General features: G+C 65.3%; 21 protein-coding genes. 13 read left to right on the plus strand and 8 right to left on the minus strand.

Annotation, left to right across the window (positions count from 1 at the left end):
• The gene (era, locus tag K0P03_RS05350) at positions 1–945 is read left to right on the plus strand and encodes a GTPase Era (protein WP_023513877.1); all 945 of its coding nucleotides are present in this window, start codon (positions 1–3) and stop codon (positions 943–945) included.
• Positions 946–949: 4 nt separating this feature from the next.
• Here era and K0P03_RS05355 read toward each other — a convergent pair whose 3' ends face one another.
• The 3 genes from K0P03_RS05355 to K0P03_RS05365 all read right to left on the minus strand — a co-directional run bounded on the left by K0P03_RS05355 (position 950) and on the right by K0P03_RS05365 (position 5,384).
• The gene (locus K0P03_RS05355) at positions 950–1,915 is read right to left on the minus strand and encodes a glycerophosphodiester phosphodiesterase family protein (protein ID WP_272789088.1); all 966 of its coding nucleotides are present in this window, start codon (positions 1,913–1,915) and stop codon (positions 950–952) included.
• A 69-nt stretch (positions 1,916–1,984) separates the two neighbouring features.
• Positions 1,985–4,348, minus strand: coding sequence for a putative bifunctional diguanylate cyclase/phosphodiesterase (locus K0P03_RS05360; RefSeq protein ID WP_023513875.1), 2,364 nt, complete (start codon positions 4,346–4,348; stop codon positions 1,985–1,987).
• Positions 4,335–5,384 (minus strand): polyamine ABC transporter substrate-binding protein, encoded by a 1,050-nt coding sequence (locus K0P03_RS05365; protein ID WP_023513874.1) that lies wholly within the window; start codon positions 5,382–5,384, stop codon positions 4,335–4,337. The genes K0P03_RS05360 and K0P03_RS05365 overlap by 14 nt, the downstream gene beginning before the upstream one ends.
• A 229-nt stretch (positions 5,385–5,613) precedes the next feature.
• Here K0P03_RS05365 and K0P03_RS05370 point away from each other — a divergent pair, with 229 nt between their 5' ends.
• Positions 5,614–7,923 carry a Tex family protein gene (locus tag K0P03_RS05370; protein ID WP_272789089.1) on the plus strand — a complete coding sequence of 770 codons (2,310 nt, stop codon included), beginning with the start codon at positions 5,614–5,616 and terminating at the stop codon, positions 7,921–7,923.
• Between the two features lie 147 nt (positions 7,924–8,070).
• Entirely contained in the window at positions 8,071–8,964 is an 894-nt protein-coding gene (bla, locus tag K0P03_RS05375; protein WP_130514899.1) for a BKC/GPC family carbapenem-hydrolyzing class A beta-lactamase, read from the plus strand.
• A gap of 43 nt (positions 8,965–9,007) precedes the next feature.
• Here bla and K0P03_RS05380 read toward each other — a convergent pair whose 3' ends face one another.
• Positions 9,008–9,331, minus strand: a complete 324-nt coding sequence (locus tag K0P03_RS05380; protein ID WP_023512988.1) for an ArsR/SmtB family transcription factor — start codon at positions 9,329–9,331, stop codon at positions 9,008–9,010.
• Between the two features lie 73 nt (positions 9,332–9,404).
• On the opposite strand from K0P03_RS05380, the gene K0P03_RS05385 reads away from it, so the two are divergent.
• Both K0P03_RS05385 and K0P03_RS05390 read left to right on the plus strand, forming a co-directional pair.
• On the plus strand, positions 9,405–9,893 hold the full coding sequence (locus K0P03_RS05385; RefSeq protein ID WP_023512989.1) for an SRPBCC domain-containing protein: 489 nt from the start codon (positions 9,405–9,407) through the stop codon (positions 9,891–9,893).
• A 15-nt stretch (positions 9,894–9,908) separates the two neighbouring features.
• Positions 9,909–10,271, plus strand: a complete 363-nt coding sequence (locus K0P03_RS05390; RefSeq protein WP_023512990.1) for a glyoxalase/bleomycin resistance/dioxygenase family protein — start codon at positions 9,909–9,911, stop codon at positions 10,269–10,271.
• A gap of 46 nt (positions 10,272–10,317) precedes the next feature.
• On the opposite strand, the gene K0P03_RS05395 is transcribed toward K0P03_RS05390, so the two are convergent.
• Positions 10,318–11,049 (minus strand): L,D-transpeptidase, encoded by a 732-nt coding sequence (locus K0P03_RS05395; protein WP_050742859.1) that lies wholly within the window; start codon positions 11,047–11,049, stop codon positions 10,318–10,320.
• 204 nt (positions 11,050–11,253) lie between these two features.
• Here K0P03_RS05395 and recO point away from each other — a divergent pair, with 204 nt between their 5' ends.
• Together recO and K0P03_RS05405 are read left to right on the plus strand one after the other, a co-directional pair.
• A complete protein-coding gene (gene recO, locus K0P03_RS05400) occupies positions 11,254–12,018 on the plus strand; it encodes a DNA repair protein RecO (RefSeq protein ID WP_050742860.1) in 765 nt (254 codons plus the stop codon).
• Entirely contained in the window at positions 12,015–12,524 is a 510-nt protein-coding gene (locus K0P03_RS05405; protein WP_050742861.1) for a PaaI family thioesterase, read from the plus strand. The genes recO and K0P03_RS05405 overlap by 4 nt, the downstream gene beginning before the upstream one ends.
• A 121-nt stretch (positions 12,525–12,645) precedes the next feature.
• Here the strand turns inward: K0P03_RS05405 and K0P03_RS05410 are convergent, their stop codons facing one another.
• Positions 12,646–13,584 carry a PhoX family protein gene (locus K0P03_RS05410; protein ID WP_272789090.1) on the minus strand — a complete coding sequence of 313 codons (939 nt, stop codon included), beginning with the start codon at positions 13,582–13,584 and terminating at the stop codon, positions 12,646–12,648.
• A gap of 161 nt (positions 13,585–13,745) precedes the next feature.
• On the opposite strand from K0P03_RS05410, the gene K0P03_RS05415 reads away from it, so the two are divergent.
• The 3 genes from K0P03_RS05415 (at position 13,746) to K0P03_RS05425 (ending at position 18,220) form a co-directional block, all read left to right on the plus strand.
• The gene (locus K0P03_RS05415; protein ID WP_272789091.1) at positions 13,746–16,607 is read left to right on the plus strand and encodes a DUF2339 domain-containing protein; all 2,862 of its coding nucleotides are present in this window, start codon (positions 13,746–13,748) and stop codon (positions 16,605–16,607) included.
• A gap of 34 nt (positions 16,608–16,641) precedes the next feature.
• Positions 16,642–17,295: an HD domain-containing protein gene (locus K0P03_RS05420; protein WP_272789092.1), complete on the plus strand. Its 654-nt coding sequence runs from the start codon at positions 16,642–16,644 to the stop codon at positions 17,293–17,295.
• A 79-nt stretch (positions 17,296–17,374) separates the two neighbouring features.
• Entirely contained in the window at positions 17,375–18,220 is an 846-nt protein-coding gene (locus K0P03_RS05425) for an MOSC domain-containing protein (RefSeq protein WP_272789093.1), read from the plus strand.
• A gap of 2 nt (positions 18,221–18,222) precedes the next feature.
• Here the strand turns inward: K0P03_RS05425 and K0P03_RS05430 are convergent, their stop codons facing one another.
• A complete protein-coding gene (locus tag K0P03_RS05430; protein WP_272789094.1) occupies positions 18,223–18,984 on the minus strand; it encodes a Stf0 family sulfotransferase in 762 nt (253 codons plus the stop codon).
• A gap of 63 nt (positions 18,985–19,047) precedes the next feature.
• Positions 19,048–20,040 (minus strand): magnesium transporter CorA family protein, encoded by a 993-nt coding sequence (locus K0P03_RS05435; protein ID WP_023512999.1) that lies wholly within the window; start codon positions 20,038–20,040, stop codon positions 19,048–19,050.
• 303 nt (positions 20,041–20,343) lie between these two features.
• Here K0P03_RS05435 and K0P03_RS05440 point away from each other — a divergent pair, with 303 nt between their 5' ends.
• The 3 genes from K0P03_RS05440 (at position 20,344) to K0P03_RS05450 (ending at position 24,596) form a co-directional block, all read left to right on the plus strand.
• Positions 20,344–21,579, plus strand: a complete 1,236-nt coding sequence (locus K0P03_RS05440; RefSeq protein WP_023513000.1) for an MFS transporter — start codon at positions 20,344–20,346, stop codon at positions 21,577–21,579.
• Positions 21,580–21,750: 171 nt separating this feature from the next.
• Positions 21,751–22,830 carry a quinolinate synthase NadA gene (nadA, locus tag K0P03_RS05445; protein ID WP_130514910.1) on the plus strand — a complete coding sequence of 360 codons (1,080 nt, stop codon included), beginning with the start codon at positions 21,751–21,753 and terminating at the stop codon, positions 22,828–22,830.
• A gap of 167 nt (positions 22,831–22,997) precedes the next feature.
• Positions 22,998–24,596, plus strand: coding sequence for an L-aspartate oxidase (locus K0P03_RS05450; RefSeq protein ID WP_024271433.1), 1,599 nt, complete (start codon positions 22,998–23,000; stop codon positions 24,594–24,596).
• Positions 24,597–24,608 lie beyond the last annotated feature (12 nt).

Here is a 24,608-nt window from a genome sequence, read left to right on the forward strand (position 1 = left end):
ATGAACGAAGAAAACACAAACCCCGCCGAAGGCAGCACGAACGGCGAGGGCCCGACCCATTCGGGCTTCGTCGCGCTCATCGGCGCGACCAATGCCGGCAAGTCGACGCTGGTCAACCGCCTCGTCGGTGCCAAGGTGTCGATCGTCAGCCACAAGGTCCAGACGACGCGTGCCATCGTGCGCGGCATCGCCATCCACAACAACGCCCAGATCGTCTTCATGGACACGCCCGGCATCTTCAAGCCGCGCCGCCGGCTCGACCGCGCCATGGTGACGACCGCCTGGGGTGGGGCGAAGGATGCCGATTTCATCATGTTCCTGATCGACAGCGAGCGGGGCCTCAAGGGCGATGCCGAGACGATCCTGGAGGGCCTGAAAGAGGTTCATCAGCCGAAGATCCTTGTCCTCAACAAGGTCGACCGGGTCAATCCGGAGGACCTTCTGAAGCTGACGGCAGCGGTGAACGCCGTGGTTCCGTTCGAACGCACCTTCATGATCTCGGCGCTGAACGGTTCGGGCTGCGACGACGTGATGAACTATCTGGCGGGCGCTCTGCCGGAAGGCCCCTGGTACTATCCGGAGGACCAGATTTCCGACCTGCCGATGCGCCAGCTCGCCGCCGAGATCACCCGCGAAAAACTCTTCCTGCGCCTGCACCAGGAGCTTCCCTATTCCTCGCATGTCGAGACGGAGAAGTGGGAGGAGCGCAAGGACGGCTCGGTGCGCATCGAGCAGGTCATCTATGTCGAGCGCGACAGCCAGAAGAAGATCGCGCTCGGCAAGAACGGCGACGCCATCAAGGCGATCTCCATGGCCTCGCGCAAGGAGCTGTCGGAAATCCTCGAACAGCCCGTGCACCTCTTCCTCTTCGTGAAGGTGCGCGAGAACTGGGGCGACGACCCGGCCCGCTTCCGCGAAATGGGCCTCGACTTCCCGACCTCGTAAGGGCCTACGGCCGCGCCTTGATGGCGGGGCCGACCTCCAGGATGCGGTTGGTCCAGACATAGCCGGGGAAGGGCTCCGGCAGGTCGTCCACCTGTTCGGCCGTATCGATGCCGACCGTACCGCCGCCGGAATAGGGGCCGATGAGGACCACATCGCTGCCGGCATCCTCCATGCGCGTCAGGAAGCGGTTCGGCCAGCCCCAGAGCAGGAACGCATAGTTGCTCGGTACCGGCACCAGCGTGTTTCGGCAGGCCTCCGGCACATAGCCGATCCAGCCTGTGCCGAGATAACGCAGCAGGCAGCTCTTCACCGAGGTCTTTGTGTAACCCTTGAGGCCGGGTATGGCGGCAAGCGCCGCATCCGTCGGCTCCGCGCCGCCGTAGATACCGAAGATCTTGTCCTTCCAGGCTGGATTTGCCGCCAGCAGCGTGGCAAACGCCGCGCCTTCCTCCGCCCGCCGGCTTTTGAAGTTGATCAGCAGCTTGCCCGCCGGGTTGGCGGCGAAGATCTCTTCCAGCATCGGCATCTGCCCGACACCCTTGCCGCGGAACGGATAGGTCTTGCCGCCATCGGGCGTATAGCCGTAGCCGATGTCGAGCGTCTTCAGCGTGGCGCTGTCCGTCTCCTCGGTCACGCCCTTGCCGTCCGTCCGGCAGTCGAGCGTCCAGTCGTGGAAGACGGCGAACTTCTTGTCGGGCGTCAGGTGCACGTCGATCTCGACGACCTCGGCGCCCGCCGCAAAGGCTGCCTGCATACCGGCGACCGTGTTTTCCAGGAAATCGTGTTTGGGCGGGTCGATGAGGCTTGCCGTGCAGGTGTCGTCGTCGACCGCCTCATGGCTGAAGGTCTGGTGGGCGCCGCGATGGGCCATCAGCTTCGTCGCGCCATCCGGCGTGCTCGCGATCAGCGAGCTGTTGAACGACCAGATGAGCAGGGCGAGGCCCAGCGTGAAGATCGGCGCGTTTCGCATAAAAGTCCTCCTGCGGCCCCGGGCATAGGGATAGGGGCTCGCCGGAGAGACGGCAAGTCGTGGAAAGTATCAGGCGCGGGCGCGGCGGTCGGGGCTCTGGGCGGCCTCGCGGGCCTTTTCGACAAGCCGCTGCATCGCCCAGATGCCGATCTCCTCGAGGGTGAGGGGGCGGCTGATCAGATAACCCTGATAGAGGTCGCAGCCGGCCGCGGCGAGCAGCGCCATCTTCTCGGTCGTGTCGACGCCTTCCGCGATCACCGACATGTCCTGTGCATGGCAAAGCGCGACGAGAGCCCGCAGCGTCGGCAGCGCCGCCGAACGGGTGAGGCTCTCGACCAGCTCGCGGTCGAGCTTGATGGTCTCGGCCGGGTACTCGATGATCTGCTGCACGGACGTGTAGCCTGCGCCGAAATCGTCGATGGAAATGCGGAAGCCGCGGGCGCGCAGGATCTCGATGTTGCGGCGGGACTGCTCGCCGAGCTTGACGGCGAAGGTCTCGGTCAGCTCGATCTCGATCAGGCGGGCATCGATGCCGTGCCGGTCGGCGCTGTCGCAGAAATGGTCGCTGATCGACTTCGTGTAGAGCTCGGCGGACGAGATGTTGATGCACAGGATCGTCTCGGTGCCGAACAGCTTGCGGATCTGGCCGTATTCGGCCATCGCCCGGTCGATCACCCACCAGTCGATCTTGCTGAAGAGGCCGGTCGTCTCGGCGATCGGGATGAATTCGTCGGGCGTCACGCGGCCAAGCACCGGCGAGGTCCAGCGCAACAGCGCCTCGCAACCCGTCACCTTGCCGTGGCCATCGACGATCGGCATGTAGACGAGGTGGAATTCGCGGTCCGGGTCGAGGACGCGCAACTCCTCTTCGATGCGGCGCTGGCGGTTGCGTTTTTCGTGCAGCGAGCGGGAATAGCGGGCCGAGCCGTTCTTGCCCTGGGATTTCGCCTGGTACATGGCGGCATCGGCATTGGCGACGAGTTCGGGCAGCGTGCGGGCATCCTCCGGATAGACGGCGATGCCGATGCTGGCGGTGACCGGATAGGCCTTGTCGAGCACCTCGAACCCCTCGGCAAAGAGGGCGAGGATCTTTTCGGAGATCTCCGTGATCGTGCCGCTGCCCGGCTGGCAGCGCAGCATGATGGCGAATTCGTCACCGGAAAGGCGGGCGAACAGGCCGTCCGGCAGGCCGCGCTCGGAAACGACGCAGGCGACGATGGTCGAGATGCGGTCGGCCAGCGTCTTCAGCAACTCGTCGCCGATCTTGTGGCCGTGCTTGTCGTTGACGAACTTGAAGTTGTCGACGTCGATGAAGAGCAGCGTGCAGCCGATATCCTCGGCCTCCGCCTCCTGCAGGATCTGCGTGGAGCGGATATTGAAATATTCGCGGTTCGAAATGCCCGTCAGCGTGTCCGTCCACGAGGCGTTCTGAACGAGGTCGAAGGACTGCATGGAGTGGTCGTGCAGCCGCTTGACGTTGGCCGACAGGCGGCCGATCTCGCCGATCTCGTTCATTTCGGGCAGGGCACTGCGGTTGCCGGTCATCACGTCGGTGAGCTGGCGGTCGAGCTTGGCGATCGGGTTGGTGATGTAGCGGCGCACCAGGCCGAGCACGAGGACGATCGTGCACAGGCTGAGCGCAATGGCGCCGAGCGCGAGCAGCGATTTCAGCGTCGAAAGCCGGTTGTCGAGGAAGGTGGGTTCCGGCGTCAGCCGCGCAAAGAGCGAGGGGCTGAGCGTCGCGGTCGCGGAAAGCCCGCCCTGCGCCAGAAGCTGGTGCTGGCCGATCTCGATCGTCGTGCCATATTCCTTTTCCAGCGCCCGCTTCATGTCGAGGAAGAGTTTGGGCCGAACCGCGGTCTGCACCAGGATCGCGCCGTTCTTGGCGCTGGCGACCGGTCGGTTGAAGGTCAAGGGATCGATGAACTCCGAATGCACGATCAGCGGCTCGATGCCGGCCGTGTTGAGATAGCTCCAGGAGGAGAGCCGCGGGCTCTCGATCACCTGCCTTGCATGCTGGATCTGCTGCGGCGTGATCTCCGCGAACGGATCGTCGCTGTCCTCGAAGTAATAATCGACGGTCAGCGGCGGGCGGATGATCGCCACGGAGATGAAGCGCTTGCGGTCGTCGGAGAGCGAGGTGATGCTCTGCTGCAGGCGCACGCCGAGCGCGGTGTTGCGGTAGGCGGCATCGGGCTCGTTGACGAAGAGGCGAACCGCGCCGCCCTCGACGAGCGAGTAGATGAAGCTGCGGTTCTGCGTCACCTCGTTCTGGAAGACGGCGGTGAGCAGGCCCATCTGCTGCCACAGGCGGGCGCGTTCCAGCGCGAGGATGGACGAGCTCTGCACGTAGTAGATCAGCGAGGCGGCAAGTACATAGCCTGCGAGCACGACCGGGAAGATGAGGGAAAGGGCGCGTTTACCGAGCGTCACTGATCTGGGCCAGACTGCTGATGATGCGGCGGCGGGCCTGGACCGATTGCACGGTCAGTTCCTCCTGAAACTGGCTTTTGGCCAGGATTTCCGGTGCTGCATAGATTTCGGGATTGGAGCGTATGTCCTCCGGAAGCAGCGCCAGTGCGGCGGTGCTTGCGGTGGGCATGTTGAGCTTGACGGCGTTGCGGGCGCCGTTCCTGGCGTTGCTGATATAGTCGATCAGCTTCAGCGCCAGGGCCTTGTTGTTCGAGCGTTCGCTGACGGAGACGCAGTCGAGCCAGGAAAGCGTGCCTTCCTTCGGCACGACGTAGCGCCAGAGGCCCGGTGAGGAGACCTTGTCGTTCAGCGTGTACTGGTCGCCGCTGTAACCGAGCGCCATGTAGATGTTCGGCCCCTTGTCCGGGCTCTGCACCGAGGTGACGACATAGTCGTAGGTGAGCACATAGGGCGCCTGCGCCTTCATCAGCTCGTAGGCCGCCTTCAGCGTCTCGTTGTCATTGGCGTTGACCGACTTGCCGAGCAGGGCGAGCGGCGCGACGAAGGCTTCGGCGTGGTCGCCGTACATGGCGATATGGCCGCGTAGGCTTTCGGCCGGCTTCATCATGTCCGCCCAGGAGGTCGGCGGCGTCGTGATCTTGTCGGAGCGATAGAGGATGCCCATCGTGCCCCACAGATAGGGCACGCCGTAGCCGCCGCAGCGGCCCGACCAGCTTTCCGCATAGTCCTTCAGCGATGGGACGTTGTCGGCACTCAGCGTGGCGATGACGCCGCGTTTGCCGTAGAGCCGTGCGCCGTTCTCATTGGTCACGACGACGTCGACATTGGCGTTCGGATCGGCAAGGATCTTGTCCCGCACGTCGCCGCTGTCATAGAAGGTCTGGCGCACCTCGATGCCGGTTTCGGCAGTCCAGTCGGCAAGGATCTGCTCGTCGATATAGGCTTCCCAGATCAACAGGTTAAGCGTGGTCGCATGCGCCGGGCACGTGGTGCCGAAGGCCGCCAGTGAGACTGCTGCAAGAAAAGCGCCGCGCATGCCGAAGGCCCCGTTGCCGTTACGTGCGGTGAGGATAGTCGGCAAGACTTTATGAAGCGTTACAACCTCTAAGCCTGTATTCGCTGGTGTTCAACCGTGGCACAGTCCTGCCGCTTTTGCCGGTCGTGATATATATTGTGGACGTGGCCGCGGGCTGCCGGGCCTGTGGTTGGCCTATAGCCGGCCGCACACTATGGTCGCCGACCGCGCCAACCCAGAGGAATTCGACATGGCCACGACACCGCTCAAGATCGCGAACCTGATCGCCGCCGAGATCAAGGCGACCTCCGCGCAGGTTTCCGCCGCCGTGGCGCTCATCGACGAGGGGGCAACGGTGCCCTTCATCGCGCGCTACCGCAAGGAAGTGACCGGCGGTCTCGACGATACGCAGCTGCGCACGCTGTCCGAACGGTTGACCTATCTGCGCGAGCTGGAGGCGCGCCGTGCCTCGATCCTCGAATCGATTGCGGGGCAGGGCAAGCTGACGGACGAGCTTGCGGCGAAGATCGCCACGGTCGCGACCAAGGCGGAGCTCGAGGACATCTATCTGCCCTACAAGCCCAAGCGCCGCACCAAGGCGGAGATCGCCCGCGAGCGCGGCCTCGGGCCGCTTGCCGAACAGATCCTCACGGACCGTGCACTGGTGCCGGCGGAGCTTGCCGAAAAATTCCTGTCGGCCGAGGTGCCCGACGTCAAGACGGCGCTGGAAGGCGCGCGTGACATCGTCGCCGAGCAGTTCACGGAAAATGCCGATCTCCTGAAGCGCCTGCGCGAATACATGAAGGACAACGCCTTCCTGCGCTCGCGGGTCGTTGAGGGGAAAAAGGAGGCCGGGGCGAAGTTCTCCGACTACTTCGACCATACCGAACGCTGGGCGGCGGTGCCGGGGCACCGGGCGCTCGCCATGCTGCGCGGCTGGAACGAGGAGTTCCTGTCGGTCGACATCGTCGTCGACCAGGACAGCACCGAGGCCGTCAAGCCGGTGGAACGCATCATCGCTTCCTTCTATGCCATCGGCACGAAGCCGGGCGACAAGTGGCTGGCCGAGGTGATCGGCTGGACCTGGCGGGTGAAACTCTCCATGTCGCTGTCGCTCGACCTGATGCGCGAGATGCGCGAACGCTCCGAGGAGGAAGCGATCCGCGTCTTTGCCCGCAATCTCAAGGACCTGTTGCTCGCCGCTCCTGCCGGCACGCGCGCCACGATGGGCCTCGACCCGGGCATCCGCACCGGCGTCAAGGTCGCCATCATCGACAACACCGGCAAGGTGCTCGAGACGACGACCGTCTACCCGTTCCCGCCGAGGAACGATGTGCGCGGCACACAGGCTGAGCTAGCGTCGCTCATCCGCAAGCACAAGATCGAGCTGATCGCCATCGGCAATGGCACCGGCAGCCGCGAGACGGAAAAGCTCGTCGCCGATCTGCTCGACCAGCTGCCGGCACCCAAGCCCACCAAGGTCATCGTCTCGGAAGCCGGTGCCTCCGTCTATTCCGCCTCGGAAACGGCGGCCGCCGAATTTCCGAACCTCGACGTCTCGCTGCGCGGTGCCGTTTCCATCGCCCGCCGTCTGCAGGATCCGCTTGCCGAACTGGTGAAGATCGAGCCGAAGTCGATCGGCGTCGGCCAGTACCAGCACGATGTCGACCAGGGAAAGCTCTCCCGCTCGCTGGATGCGGTTGTGGAAGACGCGGTGAACGCCGTCGGCGTCGATCTCAACACCGCCTCCGCGCCGCTTCTCGCGCGCGTCTCCGGCCTCGGCAAATCCTCGGCCGAAGCGATCGTCGCGCATCGTGATGCCAATGGCCCGTTCGAAAGCCGCAAGGAGCTGATGAAGGTCTCGCGCCTTGGTGCGCGCACCTTCGAGCAATGCGCCGGGTTCCTGCGCATTCCGAACGGCAAGGAGCCGCTTGACGCGTCCTCGGTGCATCCCGAAGCCTATGGCGTCGCCAAGAAGATCGTCGCGGCCTGCGGGCGGGACGTGCGCGCGCTGATGGGCGACAGTGCGGCGCTGAAGCAACTTGACCCGAAGGTGTTCGTCGACGAGCGCTTTGGCCTGCCGACGGTCAAGGACATCCTTGCTGAACTGGAAAAACCCGGCCGCGACCCGCGTCCGGAATTCCGGACCGCGACCTTTGCCGACGGCATCGACGACATCAAGGACCTCAAGGTCGGCATGCTCCTGGAGGGCACGGTGACGAACGTGGCCGCCTTCGGCGCCTTCGTCGATATCGGCGTGCATCAGGACGGCCTCGTGCACGTGTCCCAGCTCGCCGACCGCTTCGTCAAGGACCCGCACGAGGTGGTCAAGGCCGGCGACGTGGTGAAGGTGCGCGTCACCGAGGTGGATGTGCCGCGCAAGCGCATCGGCCTCACCATGCGCAAGGACGGCGGCGCGCCAGCCGCCCGCGACAATGCTCCGCGGGGCGACAAGAATGCCCAGATGCAGCCGAAGTTCAGCCAGGCGGCCCCCAAGCAGCAGGCGCCCTCGCAAGGCGCTTTCGGTGCAGCGCTCGCCGAGGCGATGAAGCGAAAATAAGGCAAAGCCCTAGTTTTCCTAATGGCTGTCGGCAGAAATCGTCGTTTGTCTTGAATCGCCTCACCGCCCATAGTCGCGGTGTGGGCGGGCTCAAGCGGGCCGGGTGTTGCAAAGCGCGCCCGGTGTCCGGCAAACAGGAAACAAGACATGACGATGACGATTTCACGCCGCCAGGCCATGGCCGGCGCTCTCCTTGCTATTCCCGCGGTTTCCGCGCTGACGGCCGGCACCAGCCGCGCCGCCGGCGAGGATCTCGCGCAACGGCTTGCCGCGCTGGAGGCGCGTCACGGCGGGCGCATCGGCGTTGCCATACATAATCTTTCGACGGGCGCGCGGCTCGGCCACAACACGGATGAACGCTTCCTGATGTGCAGCACCTTCAAGGCGCTGCTGGCGGGCCATATCCTCGCCCGGGTGGATCGGGGAGAGGAGACGCTGGACCGGCGCATCGTCGTGAAGAAGGCGGACCTCGTGGACTGGTCGCCGGTGGTGGAAACGCGTGTCGGCGGGAAGGGCATCTCGATCGCCGAACTCTGCGAGGCGACCATCACGTTCAGCGACAATGCCGCCGCCAACCTGCTGCTTGCCGCATCGGGCGGGCCGGAGGCCGTCACGGCGTTCCTGCGCGGCCTTGGCGATGCGGTAACGCGGCTCGACCGCACGGAGCCGACGCTCAACTACCATGAGACGCCGGACGACGTGCGCGACACGACGACGCCGACCGCCATGGTGGAGACGCTGCGCAGGCTGGTTTTTGCCGACGTGCTGTCGGCGCGTTCGAAGGCGCAGCTTGCCGCCTGGCTGGTGATGAACAAGACGGGCGACGCGCGGCTGCGCGCGGGTTTTCCGGCGGACTGGATGGCCGGCGACAAGACCGGCACCAACGGTGACAAGGCCGGCAATGCCAACGACGTCGCCATCGCCTGGTCGCCGGACCGCGGCGCCATCATCGTTGCAGCCTTCTGCGAAATCCCCGGCATTTCCGGCGACGAGCGCAATGCCGTCATTGCCGAGATCGGGCGCATCGCGGCCGAGGTCTGAGACGTTACGGTTCAAGCCGAGGCGCCGCCCTTGCGACGGTGCCTCAGTCCTCCAGGTCGCCCTTGAGCGCTGAAAGAACGTTCATCGCATGGCCGGCATACTGGCTGATCCAGCGGTCATGGATTGCCTGGATCGGCAGGGCATTGAGGTGGTTCCAGCGTTCGCGGCCCTCACGGCGGGCGACGATCAGCTCCGCCTCTTCAAGCACCTTGAGGTGCTGCATGACCGTGCAGCGGTCCATTTCCCCGAAACGCTCGCACAGTGCGCCCGTCGTCAGCGGCGCATCCTTGATTGCGTCCAGCATCTGCCGCCGTTTGCCATTGGCCAGCGCCTTGAAAACGGCGTCCTGTTTCGATTCGCTTGACATGTTATATTTTTATAACATATTTTGACGGCAGACAAGATCGAAAGGGGCGCTTCTGCCCCGGAAGGAGGACGGCATGACGCTGGAATTTCGTGTGAACGGGCGCATCGGCAAGCCGGTTGCCGAGGTGTTCGATGCGGTGGTCAATCCGAAGAAGCTCAGCGGCTACTTCACCACCATCGGCGGGGCGAGCGCCCCGCTGGTCGAGGGCACGACGGTCACCTGGTGGGGCATGGCCCCGGTCGTCGTCGACGAGGTGGAGGAGAACGCCCTGATCGTCTTCCGCTGGGATGCCATGGTGGACGAGGGGGAGGCGCCCTACAGGACGCGCGTCGAGATGCGCTTCAAGCCGCTGGAGGACGGCGGCACGATGGTGACCATCGCCGAGACCGGCTGGCGCGACAACGCCCGCGGCCAGAAAGCATCCTACATGAACTGCGAGGGCTGGTCGCAGATGCTGGCCTGCATGAAGGCCTATGTCGAATACGGCATCAACCTGCGCGAGGGCTATTACCCGAGCGAGCTCAAGGGCGTCGTCGCCTCCGAGCAGCAGGATTTCACTTGAAACGGGAGGTTTGCAATGACAGCTGACATCAAGGGCGGCATCAACATCGCCATGAAGGTTCCCTCGCACCAGTATGAGGCGACACTCGCCTTCTACCGCGACGTCGTCGGGCTCGAGCCCTTCGACGACAAAGCCCCGGCAAGGGGGTTCCTGCTCGGCCCGAACCGGTTGTGGATCGACGAGGCGCCGGGCTACAGCCAGGCGGAGGTCTGGCTCGAACTTTTCACGCCCGACCACACGGTCGCTCTCGGCCATCTCGAGCAGAACGGCGTCGTGCGCTGCGATCCGATCGAGGATCTGGGCGCAGGCTTTCGCGGCGGCTGGGTGATGAACCCGGCCAATATCGTGCACATGGTGCGCGAGCCCGACGCCTGGTGATGAAAACGGTTCGGGGACGGGCGCAAGGCCGTCCCCGAACGAGGCCTCAGATGGCGGCGGGCGGTGTCAGGCCGTCGGCAGCCGCCATCGGCACCGGCTGGTCGACCGGTGCCTGGTGCTGCAGCACGACGACGCGGCTGCCGGTCGGCACGCGGCCGTAGAGGTCGATGATGTCCTGGTTGAAGAGGCGGATGCAGCCGCTCGACACCGCCTTGCCGATCGACCAGGGCTCGGACGTGCCGTGGATGCGGAAGAGCGTGTCCTTGCCGTCCTTGTGCAGATAGAGCGCGCGCGGCCCCAGCGGGTTGGTAAGGCCCGGCTCCATGCCGCCGGCCCATTTCAGGTTCCGCTCCGGCTCGCGCTCGATCATGTTCTGGGTGGGAGTCCAGCGCGGCCATTCCGCCTTTCGGCCGATGCGTGCGCCGCCCTCGAATTCCAGTCCCGCCTTGCCGACGCCAATGCCGTAGCGCATCGCCATGCCTTCGCCCTGCACGAGGTAGAGGAAGCGGTTCTGCGTGTCGATGACGATGGTGCCGGCCGGCTCGGCCGTCTGGTAGGCGACCAGCTGGCGGAAATATTTCGGGTTCACCTTGCTGATGTCCATCGCCGGCAGGGGAAAACGCTCTTCCGGATGCGGTCCGTACATGGCGACATGTATCGGGTCCGGTCCCTTCTTCACCGGCTTTGCGGTGGTGGCGCAGCTTGCGAGCGTTGCCGCAAGGGCGAGGAGGGCGAAGGGGCGGAGAGCCGCGAAAGCGCGGGCACGGGACACACACATGAGGGGGGCACCTGTCGTTTTTCAATTCCGAAATCTGGCTTGAAAGCCTTGCGCGGGTTCTTTGTCGGCAAAGCGGGCATCGGCGCGGCGAGAAAAAAGCGAAACTGTGGCAAGGGCTTGGGTGTGTCCTTGCGGCCACGCGTCGTTCCGTCGCACATGCCATGCCGCTTGCTCCCGCGCGGGCGAGGGCGTAAGGCTTTTGCCATGCAATGGAGTGAGGAAGCCATCGTTCTCGGCGTGCGGCGCCACGGCGAAAGCTCTGTCATCGTCGAGGTGATGACGCGCAGCCGTGGCAGGCACCTCGGCATGGTGCGCGGCGGGCGCTCGCGGACCATGCAGCCGGTGCTCCAGCCCGGCAATTCCGTCGATGTCACCTGGCGGGCGCGGCTCGACGAGCATCTCGGCGAGTTCCGCATCGAGCCGCTGGAACTGCGCGCCGGGCGGCTGATGGAGACGGCGACCGCTGTCTACGGCGTGCAGGCCATGGCGGCGCTGCTGCGCTTCCTGCCGGAGCGCGACCCGCATCCCCATCTCTACGAGGCGCTTTCCGTCATCCTCGATCACCTGCACGAGCCGGCCGATGCCGGCGAACTCTTCGTGCGTTTCGAACTCGCCGTGCTCAACGATCTCGGCTTCGGCCTCGATCTTTTCGAATGTGTCGCAACGGGCAGCCGCGAAAACCTCTGTTACGTGTCGCCGAAATCCGGCCGTGCCGTTTCGCGCGAAGCCGGCGCACCCTGGGCGGACAAGATGCTGGCACTGCCGGCCTTTCTTGGCGACGAGCGCCGGCACGCCGCCGATGCCGCCGCCCTCGCGGACGGCTTCCGGCTGACCGCCTTCTTCCTCAACCGGCATGTCTGCGAACCGCGCGGGCTGGAACTCGCCAGCGCCCGCGACGGCTTCATCCAGGCGGCCCTGAAGGCGCTCGGCACGCCGAGGCACGATCAACCCCGAGAGGCGCATGCATGACGGTCGAAATCTACCCCGGGCTGACGGTTTCTGGCGTCGGTACGCTGCCGCTCGACGTGGTGAAGCGCGACGGCGGGCTGAAGGTACTGCAGGCGATGCTGGCCGGCGACCTGCCGGCCCCGCCGATGGCGAAGACGCTCGCCTTCAGCATGACGGAGGTGGAGGACGGCCGCGTCGTCTTTGCCGGCCTGCCGTCTGTCGACCATCTCAATCCGCTCGGCACGGTGCACGGCGGCTGGACGGCAACGGTGATGGATTCGGCGCTCGGCTGCGCCGTTTTCTCCGTCATCAAGCCGGGCGAAGCCTATACGACGATCGAGTTCAAGCTGAATCTCGTGCGCCCCGTCCTGCCCGGCATGGGTGAGGTGTTCTGCGAAGGCAGGATCGTGCATCGCGGCCGTACCATTGCGACATCCGAAGCCTGGCTGCGCGACGGAAACGGCAAGCTGCTCGCCCATGGCACTGAAACCTGCGCCATCTTCCCGATCGAAAACCTGATGCGTTAGTGTCTCCAGCTGAAGCGGCGCCGGATGCGGCGGCCAGAAGGCATATGGGGCAATTCCACTGAACCGGGGGCTGCGAAGTTGCTCCAGACAGGCCGCAGGCATCGGTCCTGCTGCCGATGGCTCAATGGCCGTTACAGGTCGAAAGCACTTCCCAGTGCGCGTGCAGCGCTGCGAAATCGCCGCCGGCTTCGATGATCTCGACGATATGGCTGAACCGGTCGCGGGCGCCCGTTTTTTCGCCGGCCAGCTGGAGGCGGGCCGTGCCGGCCGCAGGATCCCCGGTCACATCCGCAATTCCGTCGAGGCGGGTGGCGCGCAGGAGGGCGGCGGCGCGGCGTGTTTCGCTCTGCACGTTGATCGGTGTGGCATAGCCATAAGCGGTGGTCAGCGGGCTCTTTCCGGCAGCGACCGGCATCCATGTCAGCGTGCCGTTTTCCATCACCAGCGGCGCCGCGTCGAAGGTGACCGGCATCCAGTCCTCTTCCGCGTCGGCGGAAAAATGCGCGACATGGAGCGTGCCGTCGTCGAGGAGGTCCGGGCCGTCGGCGCGGCTACCGGACTGCCAGGTGCGGTTTGTGACGAACTTGTAGAGATGCCCGGATTCGCCGACATCGCCGCAATAGACGACCACGCGGCCATCCCGGTTGACGAGGCAGGCGAGGGCGCCATGCCGCAAGCGGCCGAGGGCGGGCCGTTTTTTCGGGGCGGCGTCCGGATTCCGCGGATCGACCTCGACGACCCAGCCCGCAGGGGCGCCGGATCCCTCATCGAAGCAACGGGCGTCGCCATGAAAATCCGCCTCTGCCATCAGCCGCGTGCCCCAGGGGGTAAGGCAGCCGGCGGTGGCGATGCGCTGGCTTGAAGCCAAGCGGAGCGCGGCGGGGGCCAGGCGTTTTGCCGGGGCCTCGCCGGCGGCTGGCGTTATAGGCTGCCCGTCCGTGCGGGCGGCGGTGCATCGACCGAGAAGATTGCCGAGGCTGCGAACGATGGCATGCGCATAGCCGTCCCGGGGCTGCCGGCCCGCCTGCGTGGCGGTGGCATTGCGAAGGGTCTGGGTCATGGCGGGCTCCGGTTGCTCCTGGAAATAGGTCATTGTGCCCGCCTTGCATGAAAACCATGCGACAACCCGAAGAGAATACCGGCTTCAAACGTAACCCCGTTTAGTCTTTGGAAAAAACCGGGTAGTCTCCGCGCCCGGACAATGCCCGCCTTGGAGTCGCAATGCTCGAAATCCTCTCCCTGGTCGCGATCGGCCTGGCGCTCTATACCCTCAATGCATCGCGAAACAGCGCGCAGAAACTCGGCGAGGAGGTGATGCGGCTGAAGCGCGAAGTCGAGGCGCTGAAGGCCGGAGATTTGACGGCGCCAGTGGAGACGGTGGCTGTGGAAGCGACCGAGGCCATCTCCGAAGAGGCGGCCGAGGAGCCGGTGCCGGCCGATTTCGCAAGCCCCTGGGCTGCGTCGCAGGCGGCGGGGATGGACGAGGCCGAGAAGGGCCGGGCGATCTTTGGCGGCACGCCCGCCGGTCCCGCCGAAACGGTTGCTGCGAGCGAGGGGCTGGACGAAGCCGTTGCGGCGGCCTCTGCCACTCCCGCGGCCGCGGCAAAGCCGAAGGAAAGCTTCGAAAGCCGCATCGGCGCGCGCTGGGCCGTCTGGGTGGGCGGCATCGCGCTCGCGCTCGGCGGCATCTTCATGGTCAAGTATTCCATCGAGGCAGGGCTGCTCAGCCCGGCGGTGCGGCTGTCGCTGGCCGCCGTCTTCGGCCTCGTGCTCATGGCCGTCGGCGAGTTCGTGCGCCGCCGCACGCTGCCGGTCATCGCGAATGCCTTCCAGAACGCGATGATCCCCGGCGTGCTGACCGCTGCCGGCGCCATAACACTGTTTGCCGTCACCTATGTTTCCTACGAGTTCTACGGCTATTTCGGCCCGCTGACGGCCTTCGTGCTGCTCGCCGCCGTGGCCTTCGCGACGATCGGCCTGTCGCTCCTGCACGGGCAGGCGCTGGCCGGCCTCGGCCTGCTGGCCTCTCTCGTGACGCCTGCGCTGATCGCGACCGAGGAGCCGAGTGCCTGGGGCCTTTTCGGCTTCCTCTCCGTCGCCTGGCTTGCCACCTTCGCCGCCGCGCGCATCCGTCGCTGGCTGGTCGTGCCGGCGTTGGCCAGTGCCGGCATGGCGCTTTGGGCGGTGCTCTATCTTTCGGAGGCGAGTACGGTCGAGGTCGTGCCGATGCTTCTCGCCCTGCTCGTGATGGCGCTTGGCCTGGGGCTGATCTGGCCGGGCAACATTACGGCGGACGACCTGCCGCCCGCAACGGGCGCCGCCGCCGCCGATCCGCTGGACCGCCTGCTTGCCCCGCCCGCGGTCGCCGTATCGCTGACCGGCGCGCTGGCCTTGACCTTCCCGGCGCTGATCCTCGCCAATGCCGTCCCGGCGCTCGCCCGGGCGGACTATGGCTTTGCGGCGATCGTGATGGCGCTTGCCCTGCTCGGCGCGCTGCGCGGCTGGGCGATCTATCCCGCGCTCTTTTCCGCCATCACGGCCGTGGTCGGCGCCGGGGCGATGGTGATCCGGCCCGGCGGCCTGCTGTTCGACGATTTCTCCTCGCTGGCCCCGCCGATACTGGACAACGCCTCGGTGCTGCCGCCGCCAGCATCGTTGCCGGTACCGATGATCGCCGTCGTGCCGGTCAATCTGCTGCTGCTCCTTGCCGTGGCCTATGCGGCGGTCGGTCTTGCGGCGGTGCGCCTGCGCATGACGGGGTCCTCCGCCTTTTCCGCGCTCTGGAGCCTCATCGCTCCGGCCGTGCCCTTCGTTGTTGTCGCCCTGAGCTTCCTCCATTTCGGCAACCTCTCCTTTGACCTCAAGCACGGTCTTCTCGCCGTGGCGCTCGGTCTCGCCTTCTTCGCTGCGGCAGAGGTCTTTTCGCGCGGACGGGCGGAGGAGGGCCTGTTCATTCCACAATGGACGCTCGTTGCCGGCGGCTTTGCTTTCCTCGTGCTGGCGCTGCACGCCATGACGGACGGCCTTGCCACCACGCTCGGCATCGCGATCCTCGGCGCTGCCGCCGTCTTCGCGACGCGCCTTCGCCGCTGGCCGGTCCTGCCCTGGCTGATGGCCGGGGCGGCGGCCGTGGTTGCCGGCCGCATCGGCTGGGAGCCGACCATCGTCGGCGCGGCCAACCTTTCGAAGACGCCGGTCTTCAACCAGCTGCTTGCCGGCTACGGCATTCCGGCTGCTCTCCTCGCGCTCTCGGCCTTCGAACTGCGCCGCTGGCCGGGCGAGAAAATCCGCAACCTGCTGCAGGCGCTGGCCAGCCTGTTCGTGCTGCTGACGGCGGCGATCCTCGTGCGCCACGGCATGAATGGCGGGGTGCTGGACAGCTCCGTGCCGACGCTCGGCGAGCAGTCGATCTACACGCTGCTGGTCATCGGCGCCGCGGGTATCCTGATGTCGCTCGACCTGAAATCGCCGAGCCCGGTCTTCCGCTACGGTTCCATGGTGGTCGGCGGGCTCTCGGTCCTGTCCATCCTCAGCGCCCATTTCGTTGGCCTCAACCCCTATTTCACCGGCGAACTGCTCGGTAAATGGCCGTTCCTGGATCTGCTTTTCGTCGGCTATCTCCTGCCTGGCATCGCCTATGGCGGGCTTGCCCTCTATGCGCGCGGCCGGCGGCCGATGCCCTATGTGATCATGCTGGCGCTGACCGGCGTGGCGCTCGCCTTCTCCTGGGTCACGCTCAGCGTGCGCCGCTACTGGCATGGCGAGGGCATTGCCGACTGGAAGGGGTTCCTCCAGCCGGAGACCTACACCTATTCGGTCGTCTGGCTGCTGCTCGGCGTTCTGCTGCTGGTGGTCGGCTCGAAGTTCGATTCCAAGAGCATCCGCCTTGCCTCCGCCGGTCTCGTGCTGATCGCGGTGGTCAAGGTCTTCCTGATCGACATGGCCAATCTCGAAGGCATCCTCAGGGCGCTCTCCTTCATCGGGCTCGGCGCGGTGCTGATCGGTATCGGGCTGTTCTACCAGAAGATCCTGTCGGGAAAGTCCGGGACCGGCGAAAAGGCGGAATTGAACGCCGAGGCGTGACAGGATAGTCAGGGCAACCAATGATGGATTGCCCATGACCTTCGCCTGTCTCGCCGCCGCCTTCTCGCCCCTCGGGACCCTTGCCGAACGCCTGCTGCCGCAGGCCTTCTCTGCCGATGACGGCTCGCACGATGCCGCGCATCTCATCCGTGTGTGGAAGAGCGCGCGCCGCATCCAGGCGGAAGAGGGCGGTGACATACGGTTGCTGGCCGCCGCCGTGCTGCTGCATGATTGCGTGGCGGTGGAAAAGAACTCGCCGCTGCGCGCCGAAGCGTCACGCCTTGCAGCCGAAAAGGCGGCCGGTCTGCTTGCCGCCGAAGGCTGGAGCGAAGCGGACGTGGCCTCCGTCGCCCATGCCATCCTGACGCACAGTTTCTCCGCCAATCTCGCTCCCAAGACACTGGAGGCGAAGATCCTGCAGGACGCCGACCGGCTCGACGCGATCGGTATGATCGGTGCTGCGCGCTGCTTCTACATTGCCGGCCGCATGGGCAGCGGCCTCTACGATCCGCTGGACCCGCTCGGCGAAAACCGCCCGCTCGACGACAAGGCCTTCGCCATCGACCATTTCGAGGTCAAGCTCTTCAAACTGGCTGACGGGTTCCAGACGGCGGCGGGTGCGCGCATGGCCGGCGAGCGGACGGAGCGCCTGCGGGCGATCCGCGCCATGCTGTTGGATGAAATCTGAAGAAAAACATGCTTTTGTGCCGCCGCATTGAATCCGATCGGCAGGCCGTTGAATCAAAGTTTTAGGAAAGGTCGCCCGCATGAAGGTCGAAGGTCTCAACATCCACCCGCTGAAGAGCGGCCGGGCCATTCCCGTCGAAAGCGCTGCCGTGCGTCTCGACGGCCTTGCCGGCGACCGGCGTTTCATGGTCGTCGAGCCGGACGGCCGCTTCATCACCCAGCGCGAGCTGCAGGCGCTGGCCCGCATCGAGGCGACGGCCGTCGGCGACAGCCTGCATCTCGAAATGGAAGGCCGCCAGCTTTTTGCGAGCTTCGATCCGGAGGACCGCCTCGACGTGACCGTCTGGGACAGCCCGGTCAACGCTGCCGTCGCTGACGAGGCCGTCAACGAGGTCCTGTCGGACTGGCTCGCCCGTCCGGTCAGGCTCGTGCACATGGACGCGCGGGCCGAGCGACTGGAGGGTGAGGAGTGGGCCGGCAGCCCGGCGCCTGTCGGTTTTGCCGACGGCTTCCCCGTTCTCGTGACGACCACCGGCTCGCTTTCCGACCTCAACCGTACCCTCGTCGCCAAGGGCCAGGAGCCTGTCGGCATGGAGCGCTTCCGCACCAACATCCTCGTCTCCTGTGACGATCCCTGGGTGGAGGACCTGTGGGAAGCGATCGAGATCAACGGCATCACTTTCGATTTCGTCAAACCCTGCGCCCGCTGCATCATGACCACGCAGGACCAGAAGACCGGCGAGCGCATCGGCGGCAACCCGATCCAGGGCCTTGCCGAAAAGCGCATGTCCGCCGACCGCCGCGTGCCCGGCGTGCTCTTCGGCTGGAACGCCGTGCCCCGCGGCGAGGGCGAGATCCGCCTCGGCGATACGGTGCGCGTGACGAAGACGCGCACCGAGCGCTGGCCGATGAAGGTGCGGGCTTGAAGTCAGGCTAACGTGTTTTCCGCGCGAAACCGCGCCCCCCATTCCCGGCTGGTTTCGTCGGCCAACTTCCTCACGCCGGGCGCAACGCGATCGGCGGCTGCCGGATCCAGCCCCAGGTGGAGGAGGATGGTCCGTAAGGTGGCGCGCGGATCGTCGGATAGATCGTCATAAGAAAGGCGAAGCGGTGCTATCGCCTCGCGTTCGAACCACGTCTCCCACGCGCGGTCATAGGCCGTCATCGTCTCGACGTGGGCTCGGATGGCGTCTCGGTCGTAGACGGGCGCGCGATTCGGCGCGGTCCGCTCCAGTTCCGTGCCGTCCGGGGCGAGATGCCACAATCCGGTCTGTTCTGCTTTAAGGTAGGAAACCGCCTGCGCGAGCTTGTCGGTGCGCGTCAGGTGAATGAAGAGCGTCGTGCCGAAGATCCGTTGGATGCGTTCGCAATCGCTGAGATTGCCGGGGTGGAGGATCGCGAGCTTCTCGCAGAGGAAATCGAAGCCGTGCCTCTGCTGGCGAAGTCCGAAAATTGCTGTATCCCCGCGTCCCTTGCGGTTCGCAGCCTCGAAGATCGTTTCGAGCAATTCGCGCTCCGCCACTGTTTCCACCAGTATGAGACCGAGCCTCGTCAGCCAGTCGGGCAAGTTCGGACGGTAGAAGAGTGAGGCCGGGTTTCCGGCGATGCCAGTCGCCGCCAGGAGTTTGCACAGCAGGGTGCTTCCGCTGCGCGGAGAGGTGCAGATGATATACGAGTTGTATCGTGCCATGTCGGCCCGACTATCGTCGGCGTGTGACAGCCTGATGTCGGGCCGGCGTGCTCATGTTGCCTTTCAAACCCAGCCGCGTCGCTTGAAATAGAGGAACGGCATCAAAGCCGAGATGATCATCAGGCCGACCGCATAGGGATAGCCGAAGCGCCATTGGAGCTCCGGCATCAGCTCGAAGTTCATGCCGTATGCCGAGGCGACCAGCGTCGGGGGCAGGAAGACGACCGAGGCGACGGTGAAGATCTTGATGATCTGGTTCTGCTCTAGATTGATCAGGCCGAGCGTCGCGTCGAGCAGGAAATTGATCTTGCCCGAGAGGAACGCCGCATGGTCGCCGAGCGATGCGGCATCGCGCTGCACGAGCTTGACGAGCTGGCGGATGTCCTTCGACGGCCGTCGGGCTGGGCTCTCCACCGCCGCGTGATAGGCGACGAGACGCGAGATGCTGACGAGGCTTTCGCGCACGCCGGAGAGGAAATCGCCCTTGCGGCCGAGCTGCTCGATCAGTGCCTCGAGGTCGCGCGTCTTCTTGGTGGACGAGCCCTTCTTGCTGCGGAAGACCTCGCGGGAGATGCCGTCGATCTCGTTGCCGAGCCGCTCCAGCACGTCCGCCATGCGGTCGATGACCGCCTCGATGACGCCGAGCATCACGTCCTCGCCGGTCTCGTAGCTGTGGCCGTTGCCGCGCAGCGCCCGATTGCAGAAGGTCACGAAGGGCTTTGCATCCGCATGGCGCACCGTCACCAGCGTCGGGCCGGTGAGGATGAAGGTTACCGGCATCTTCATCGGTTCGTCGCCGTCGAGATTGGTGAGCGCCGTCATCGTCATGAATTCCGCGCCGTCTTCCTGGTAGAGGCGGGCCGACAGCTCGATATCCTCCATTTCCTCCCGCGTCGGGATCGAAATGCGGAGCGCCGCCTCCACGTCCGCCACCTCTTCGGGTGTCGGGCTCAGGAGATCGTACCAGAGGGCAGGGGCGATTGCCTGCTCGATGGCCGGGTTGGAAATTTCGCGCAGGCAGAAGCGGTCTGCCCTGCGGGCATAGATTTGCAGCATGCTTTACTCCTTGGAGGCATTCTCGCCGTCCGGAGCAAAGCCTTTTCGGGGCTCTTACCGGATCGGTCGCTCGATTGCTCTCGATAGTCGACTGTCGGGGTCCATGATCTTATCCGGGTTCGGTTGGCGCCGTGTGACGCCTGGAGGGGACATGCGCTCAAAATACCGTGGCGTCAAGCACATCCGGCGCCATGCCCGGTGCCGGGATTTCATCAATCCGGCTGATCGTCCGGTCAATTAAATTCGCTTTTGTTAATGCATGGCGCCGCGTAGTGTCCGGCCACACACTCCCGGAGACCCACCATGTCCACCCCATCCGTCGTTGCGGCGCCTGCCGCGAGCCGGCCCATGCCGTGGCTCATCATTCTTGCCGGCTCGCTGATCGCCGTGCTCACCTTCGGCCCACGCTCGGCGATGGGCTTTTTCCAGCTGCCCATGCTGCAGGATACCGGCTGGGACCGCACCACGTTCGGCCTCGCCATGGCGCTGCAAAACCTTGCCTGGGGCGTCAGCCAGCCGTTCTTCGGCGCGATTGCCGACAAGTTCGGCACCTGGCGGGTCTTGCTTGTCTCGGGTCTCGTCTATGCGCTTGGCCTGGTCCTCATGTCGTTCGGCACGTCGCCGCTCTGGCTGCATGTCGGCGGCGGCGTGCTGGTCGGGCTTGGTGTCGGGGCCGGCTCCTTCGGCATCCTGCTGTCGGCCTTCGCGCGCAATGTGACGCCGGACCAGCGCTCCATGGCCTTCGGCATCTGCACGGCCGCAGGCTCTGCCGGCATGTTCCTTTTCGCGCCGCTGTCGCAGGGCCTCATCAGCGCCTATGGCTGGTCGGACAGTCTCGTCTATCTCGGCATGCTGATGCTCATCGTGCCGTTGCTCGGTATTCCGCTGCGCGGCAATTCCTCCTCCGGCATCACGTCGGCAAACGAATACAAGCAGACCATCGGCGAGGCGCTGCGCGAGGCGCTCGGCCATCGCAGCTACCTGCTGCTGGTCGCCGGCTTCTTCGTCTGCGGTTACCAGGTCGCCTTCATCACCGCGCATTTCCCGGCCTATCTCGGCGATATCGGCATCGATGCGCGTTATGCGGTCATCGCACTGGCGCTGATCGGCTTCTTCAACATCATCGGTTCGCTCGCCGCCGGCTTCATCGGCCAGCGCTACTCGAAGCCCTATTTCCTCGCCTATATCTATCTCGCGCGCTCGGTCGCGGTGGCGGCCTTCATCCTTCTGCCGAAGTCGCCGGCCTCGGTCATCGTCTTCGCCATCGTCATGGGCCTGCTCTGGCTCTCCACCGTGCCGCCGACCAACGGTCTCGTCGCCATCATGTTCGGCACGAAACATCTCGGCCTGCTCGGCGGCATCGTCTTTCTCTCGCACCAGGTCGGCTCGTTCCTCGGCGTGTGGATGGGCGGCTATCTCTACGATCATTTCGGCACCTATGATCCGGTCTGGTGGCTCGGCGCGGCGCTCGGTGTCTTCGCGGCGATCGTGCACTGGCCGATCGAGGAAAGGGGCGTCGTACGCCCGGCCGTCGCCTGACCTAAAACGGTACCGCCGCCCGAAGGAATTCGGGCGGCGGTTCTTGCAAACCGTCACAAAAGTTTCTAAATCTGAACCACCGGCAATGCCGGTTTTGTTTTGGAGCTATTATGCTCAAACTGAGCAAAATAGCCTTTCCGCCGGAGGATGGCGGGAGAAAGGGAGGGTTCCATGACCGTTCTGGCCCAGCATGCGGGGATGGCCGAAGCCGCTCGTCCGCTGACTGCCGCGGAGCGCTTCGGCGTCGTCGAGAAACCGGATCTGACCTTCACGCCCGAGATCGCCCGCGAGACGGAACACCTCTACGAGAAGGTGAAACAGTTCATTCCCGCCTTCGAATGGCCGGTCTACGCGCCCTATGTCGCCGCCATCAACCGGTTGAAGAAGGAGCGCGGCGCGGTCATCCTCGCGCACAATTACCAGACGCCGGAAATCTTCCACTGCGTCGCCGATATCGTCGGCGATTCGCTGCAGCTCGCCCGTGACGCCACGAAGGTGGATGCCGAGATCATCATCCAGTGCGGCGTGCATTTCATGGCCGAGACCTCGAAGCTGCTGAACCCGGAAAAGACGGTGCTCATCCCCGATGCCCGGGCCGGCTGCTCGCTGTCGGATTCGATCACCGGGGAAGATGTACGCCTGCTCAAGCAGCGTTATCCCGGCGTGCCGGTCGTCACCTATGTCAACACCTCGGCCGATGTGAAGGCGGAGACGGACATCTGCTGCACCTCTTCCAACGTGCTTGCCGTGATCGAGAGCCTGGAGAGCGACACCGTGCTCTGCATCCCGGATGAGTACCTGGCGATGAACGTCGCCAAGCAGACGAACAAGAAGATCCTGACCTGGAAAGGGCACTGCGAGGTGCACGAGCGCTTCACGGCGGCTGAGCTGCTTTCCTACAAGGAGGCCCATCCCGGTATCGAGATCATCGGCCATCCGGAGTGCCATCCCGACGTCATCGCCGTCTGCGATTTCGCCGGCTCCACCTCCGGCATGATCAACTACGTGAAGGACAATCGTCCCTCGCGCGTGCTGCTCGTCACCGAATGCTCCATGGCCTCCAACATCCAGGCCGAGCTGCCGGGCGTCGATTTCGTCAAGCCGTGCAATCTCTGTCCGCACATGAAGCGTATCACGCTGCCGAAGATCCTCGACAGCCTGGTCAACATGACGGAAGAGGTCGTGGTCGATCCGGCGATCGCCGATCGCGCCCGCCTTGCCGTCGAGCGGATGGTGAACCTGAAGCAGTAGAGGCGCAGGAGGCCCTGCGGCCCCTCATCCCCCTGCCGGGACCTTCTCCTCGTAAACGGGGAGAAGGGGAAAACGGCGAGCCCAGCGCTCCTCGCCCTGCTTGCGGGGAGAGGATGCCGGCAGGCAGGTGAGGGGCGCAGTTCGGCGGCGCGTCGGAGGAGTAAGACATGCCCATTGATAGTTTTCGTCCGCAATCCTGGAACGGCATCGACGATATCGTCATCGTCGGCGGCGGGCTTGCCGGCCTGTTCTGCGCGCTGAAACTCGCGCCGCGTCCCGTCACCATTCTCGCGGCTGCGCCGATCGGCCAGGGCGCGTCCTCCGCCTGGGCGCAGGGCGGCATCGCGGCGGCGATGAGCCCCGGCGATACGTTCGAAAAGCACGTCGCCGACACGCTCGAAGCCGGTGCCGGCATCGTCGATGAGAAGATGGCGCGCTTCATGGTTTCCGAAGGCCCGGCGCGCATCCACGACCTGCTCGAATACGGCGTGCCCTTCGATCGCGATCTCGAGGGCAAGCTGCTGCTCTCCCGGGAGGCTGCCCATTCGGAACGCCGCATCGTGCGCGTCAAGGGCGACATGGCCGGCAAGGCCATCATGGAGGCGCTGATCGCTGCGGTTCGCAAGACGCCGTCGATCCGGGTGCTCGAAGGCTATGTCGTCGAGGAGCTGGTGCGCGAGGGCCGCTTCATCTCGGGCGTCGTCGCCCGCCCCGATGCCGGCCAGTCGAAGAACCGCGTTCATTTCCCGGCCCGCGCCGTCGTGCTCTGCTCGGGTGGCGTCGGCCATCTCTATGCCGTCACCACCAATCCGTGGGAGGCCTGCGGTCAGGGGGTCGGCATGGCCGCGCGCGCCGGGGCGATCATCGCCGATCCGGAATTCGTGCAGTTCCACCCGACCGCCATCAATATCGGCCGCGATCCTGCACCGCTCGCCACCGAGGCGCTGCGCGGCGACGGTGCGCACCTCATTAATTCCGCCGGCCACCGCTTCATGCTCGATATCCACGCGGACGGCGAACTCGCCCCGCGTGATATCGTTTCGCGCGGCGTCTTTGCGGAGGTGCAGGCCGGCCGCGGCGCCTTCCTCGATTGCACCAAGGCGGTCGGTGCGCATTTCCCGGAAATGTTCCCGACGGTCTATGCCTCCTGCATCGCCGCCGGCATCGACCCCGTCACCCAGCCGATCCCCGTCGTGCCCGCCGTGCACTACCACATGGGCGGCGTCTTGACGGATGCGGAAGGCCGCACCTCGATCGACGGCCTGTGGGCCGCCGGCGAAGTCACCTCCACCGGCGTGCACGGTGCAAACCGCCTTGCCTCGAATTCGCTGCTTGAAGCGGTGGTCTTCGCCGCCCGCATCGCGGAAAACATCAAGGGCATGCTGCCGGAGCCGAAGATCAACGACTGGGGCAAGAATGCCGGCGAGAGCGACGACCTCGTCACCATCGAGGACAGCCCGGCGCTGAAGCGCCTGCGCCGCATCATGAGCGACCATGTCGGCGTCATCCGCAGCCGCGACGGCCTGAAGACGGCAATCCGCGAGATCGCTGCGCTGGAGCGCGAAAACAGCCGCATGCGCTTCCACAACATCGTCACCACGGCAAAGCTCATCGCGACGGGTGCGTATCTGCGCGAGGAAAGCCGCGGCGGCCACTTCCGCTCCGATTTCTCCGAGCAGAAGGCCGGCTGGAAGCACCGCACCTTCCTCACCCTTGCCGATGCCGAGAAGGTGGTTGCGGACCTTGCGGAAACGGCGGCGGCGTGAAGTTTGGCAAAA

It is taken from the genome of Shinella sp. HY16, from assembly GCF_028534175.1.
Classification (GTDB): domain Bacteria; phylum Pseudomonadota; class Alphaproteobacteria; order Rhizobiales; family Rhizobiaceae; genus Shinella.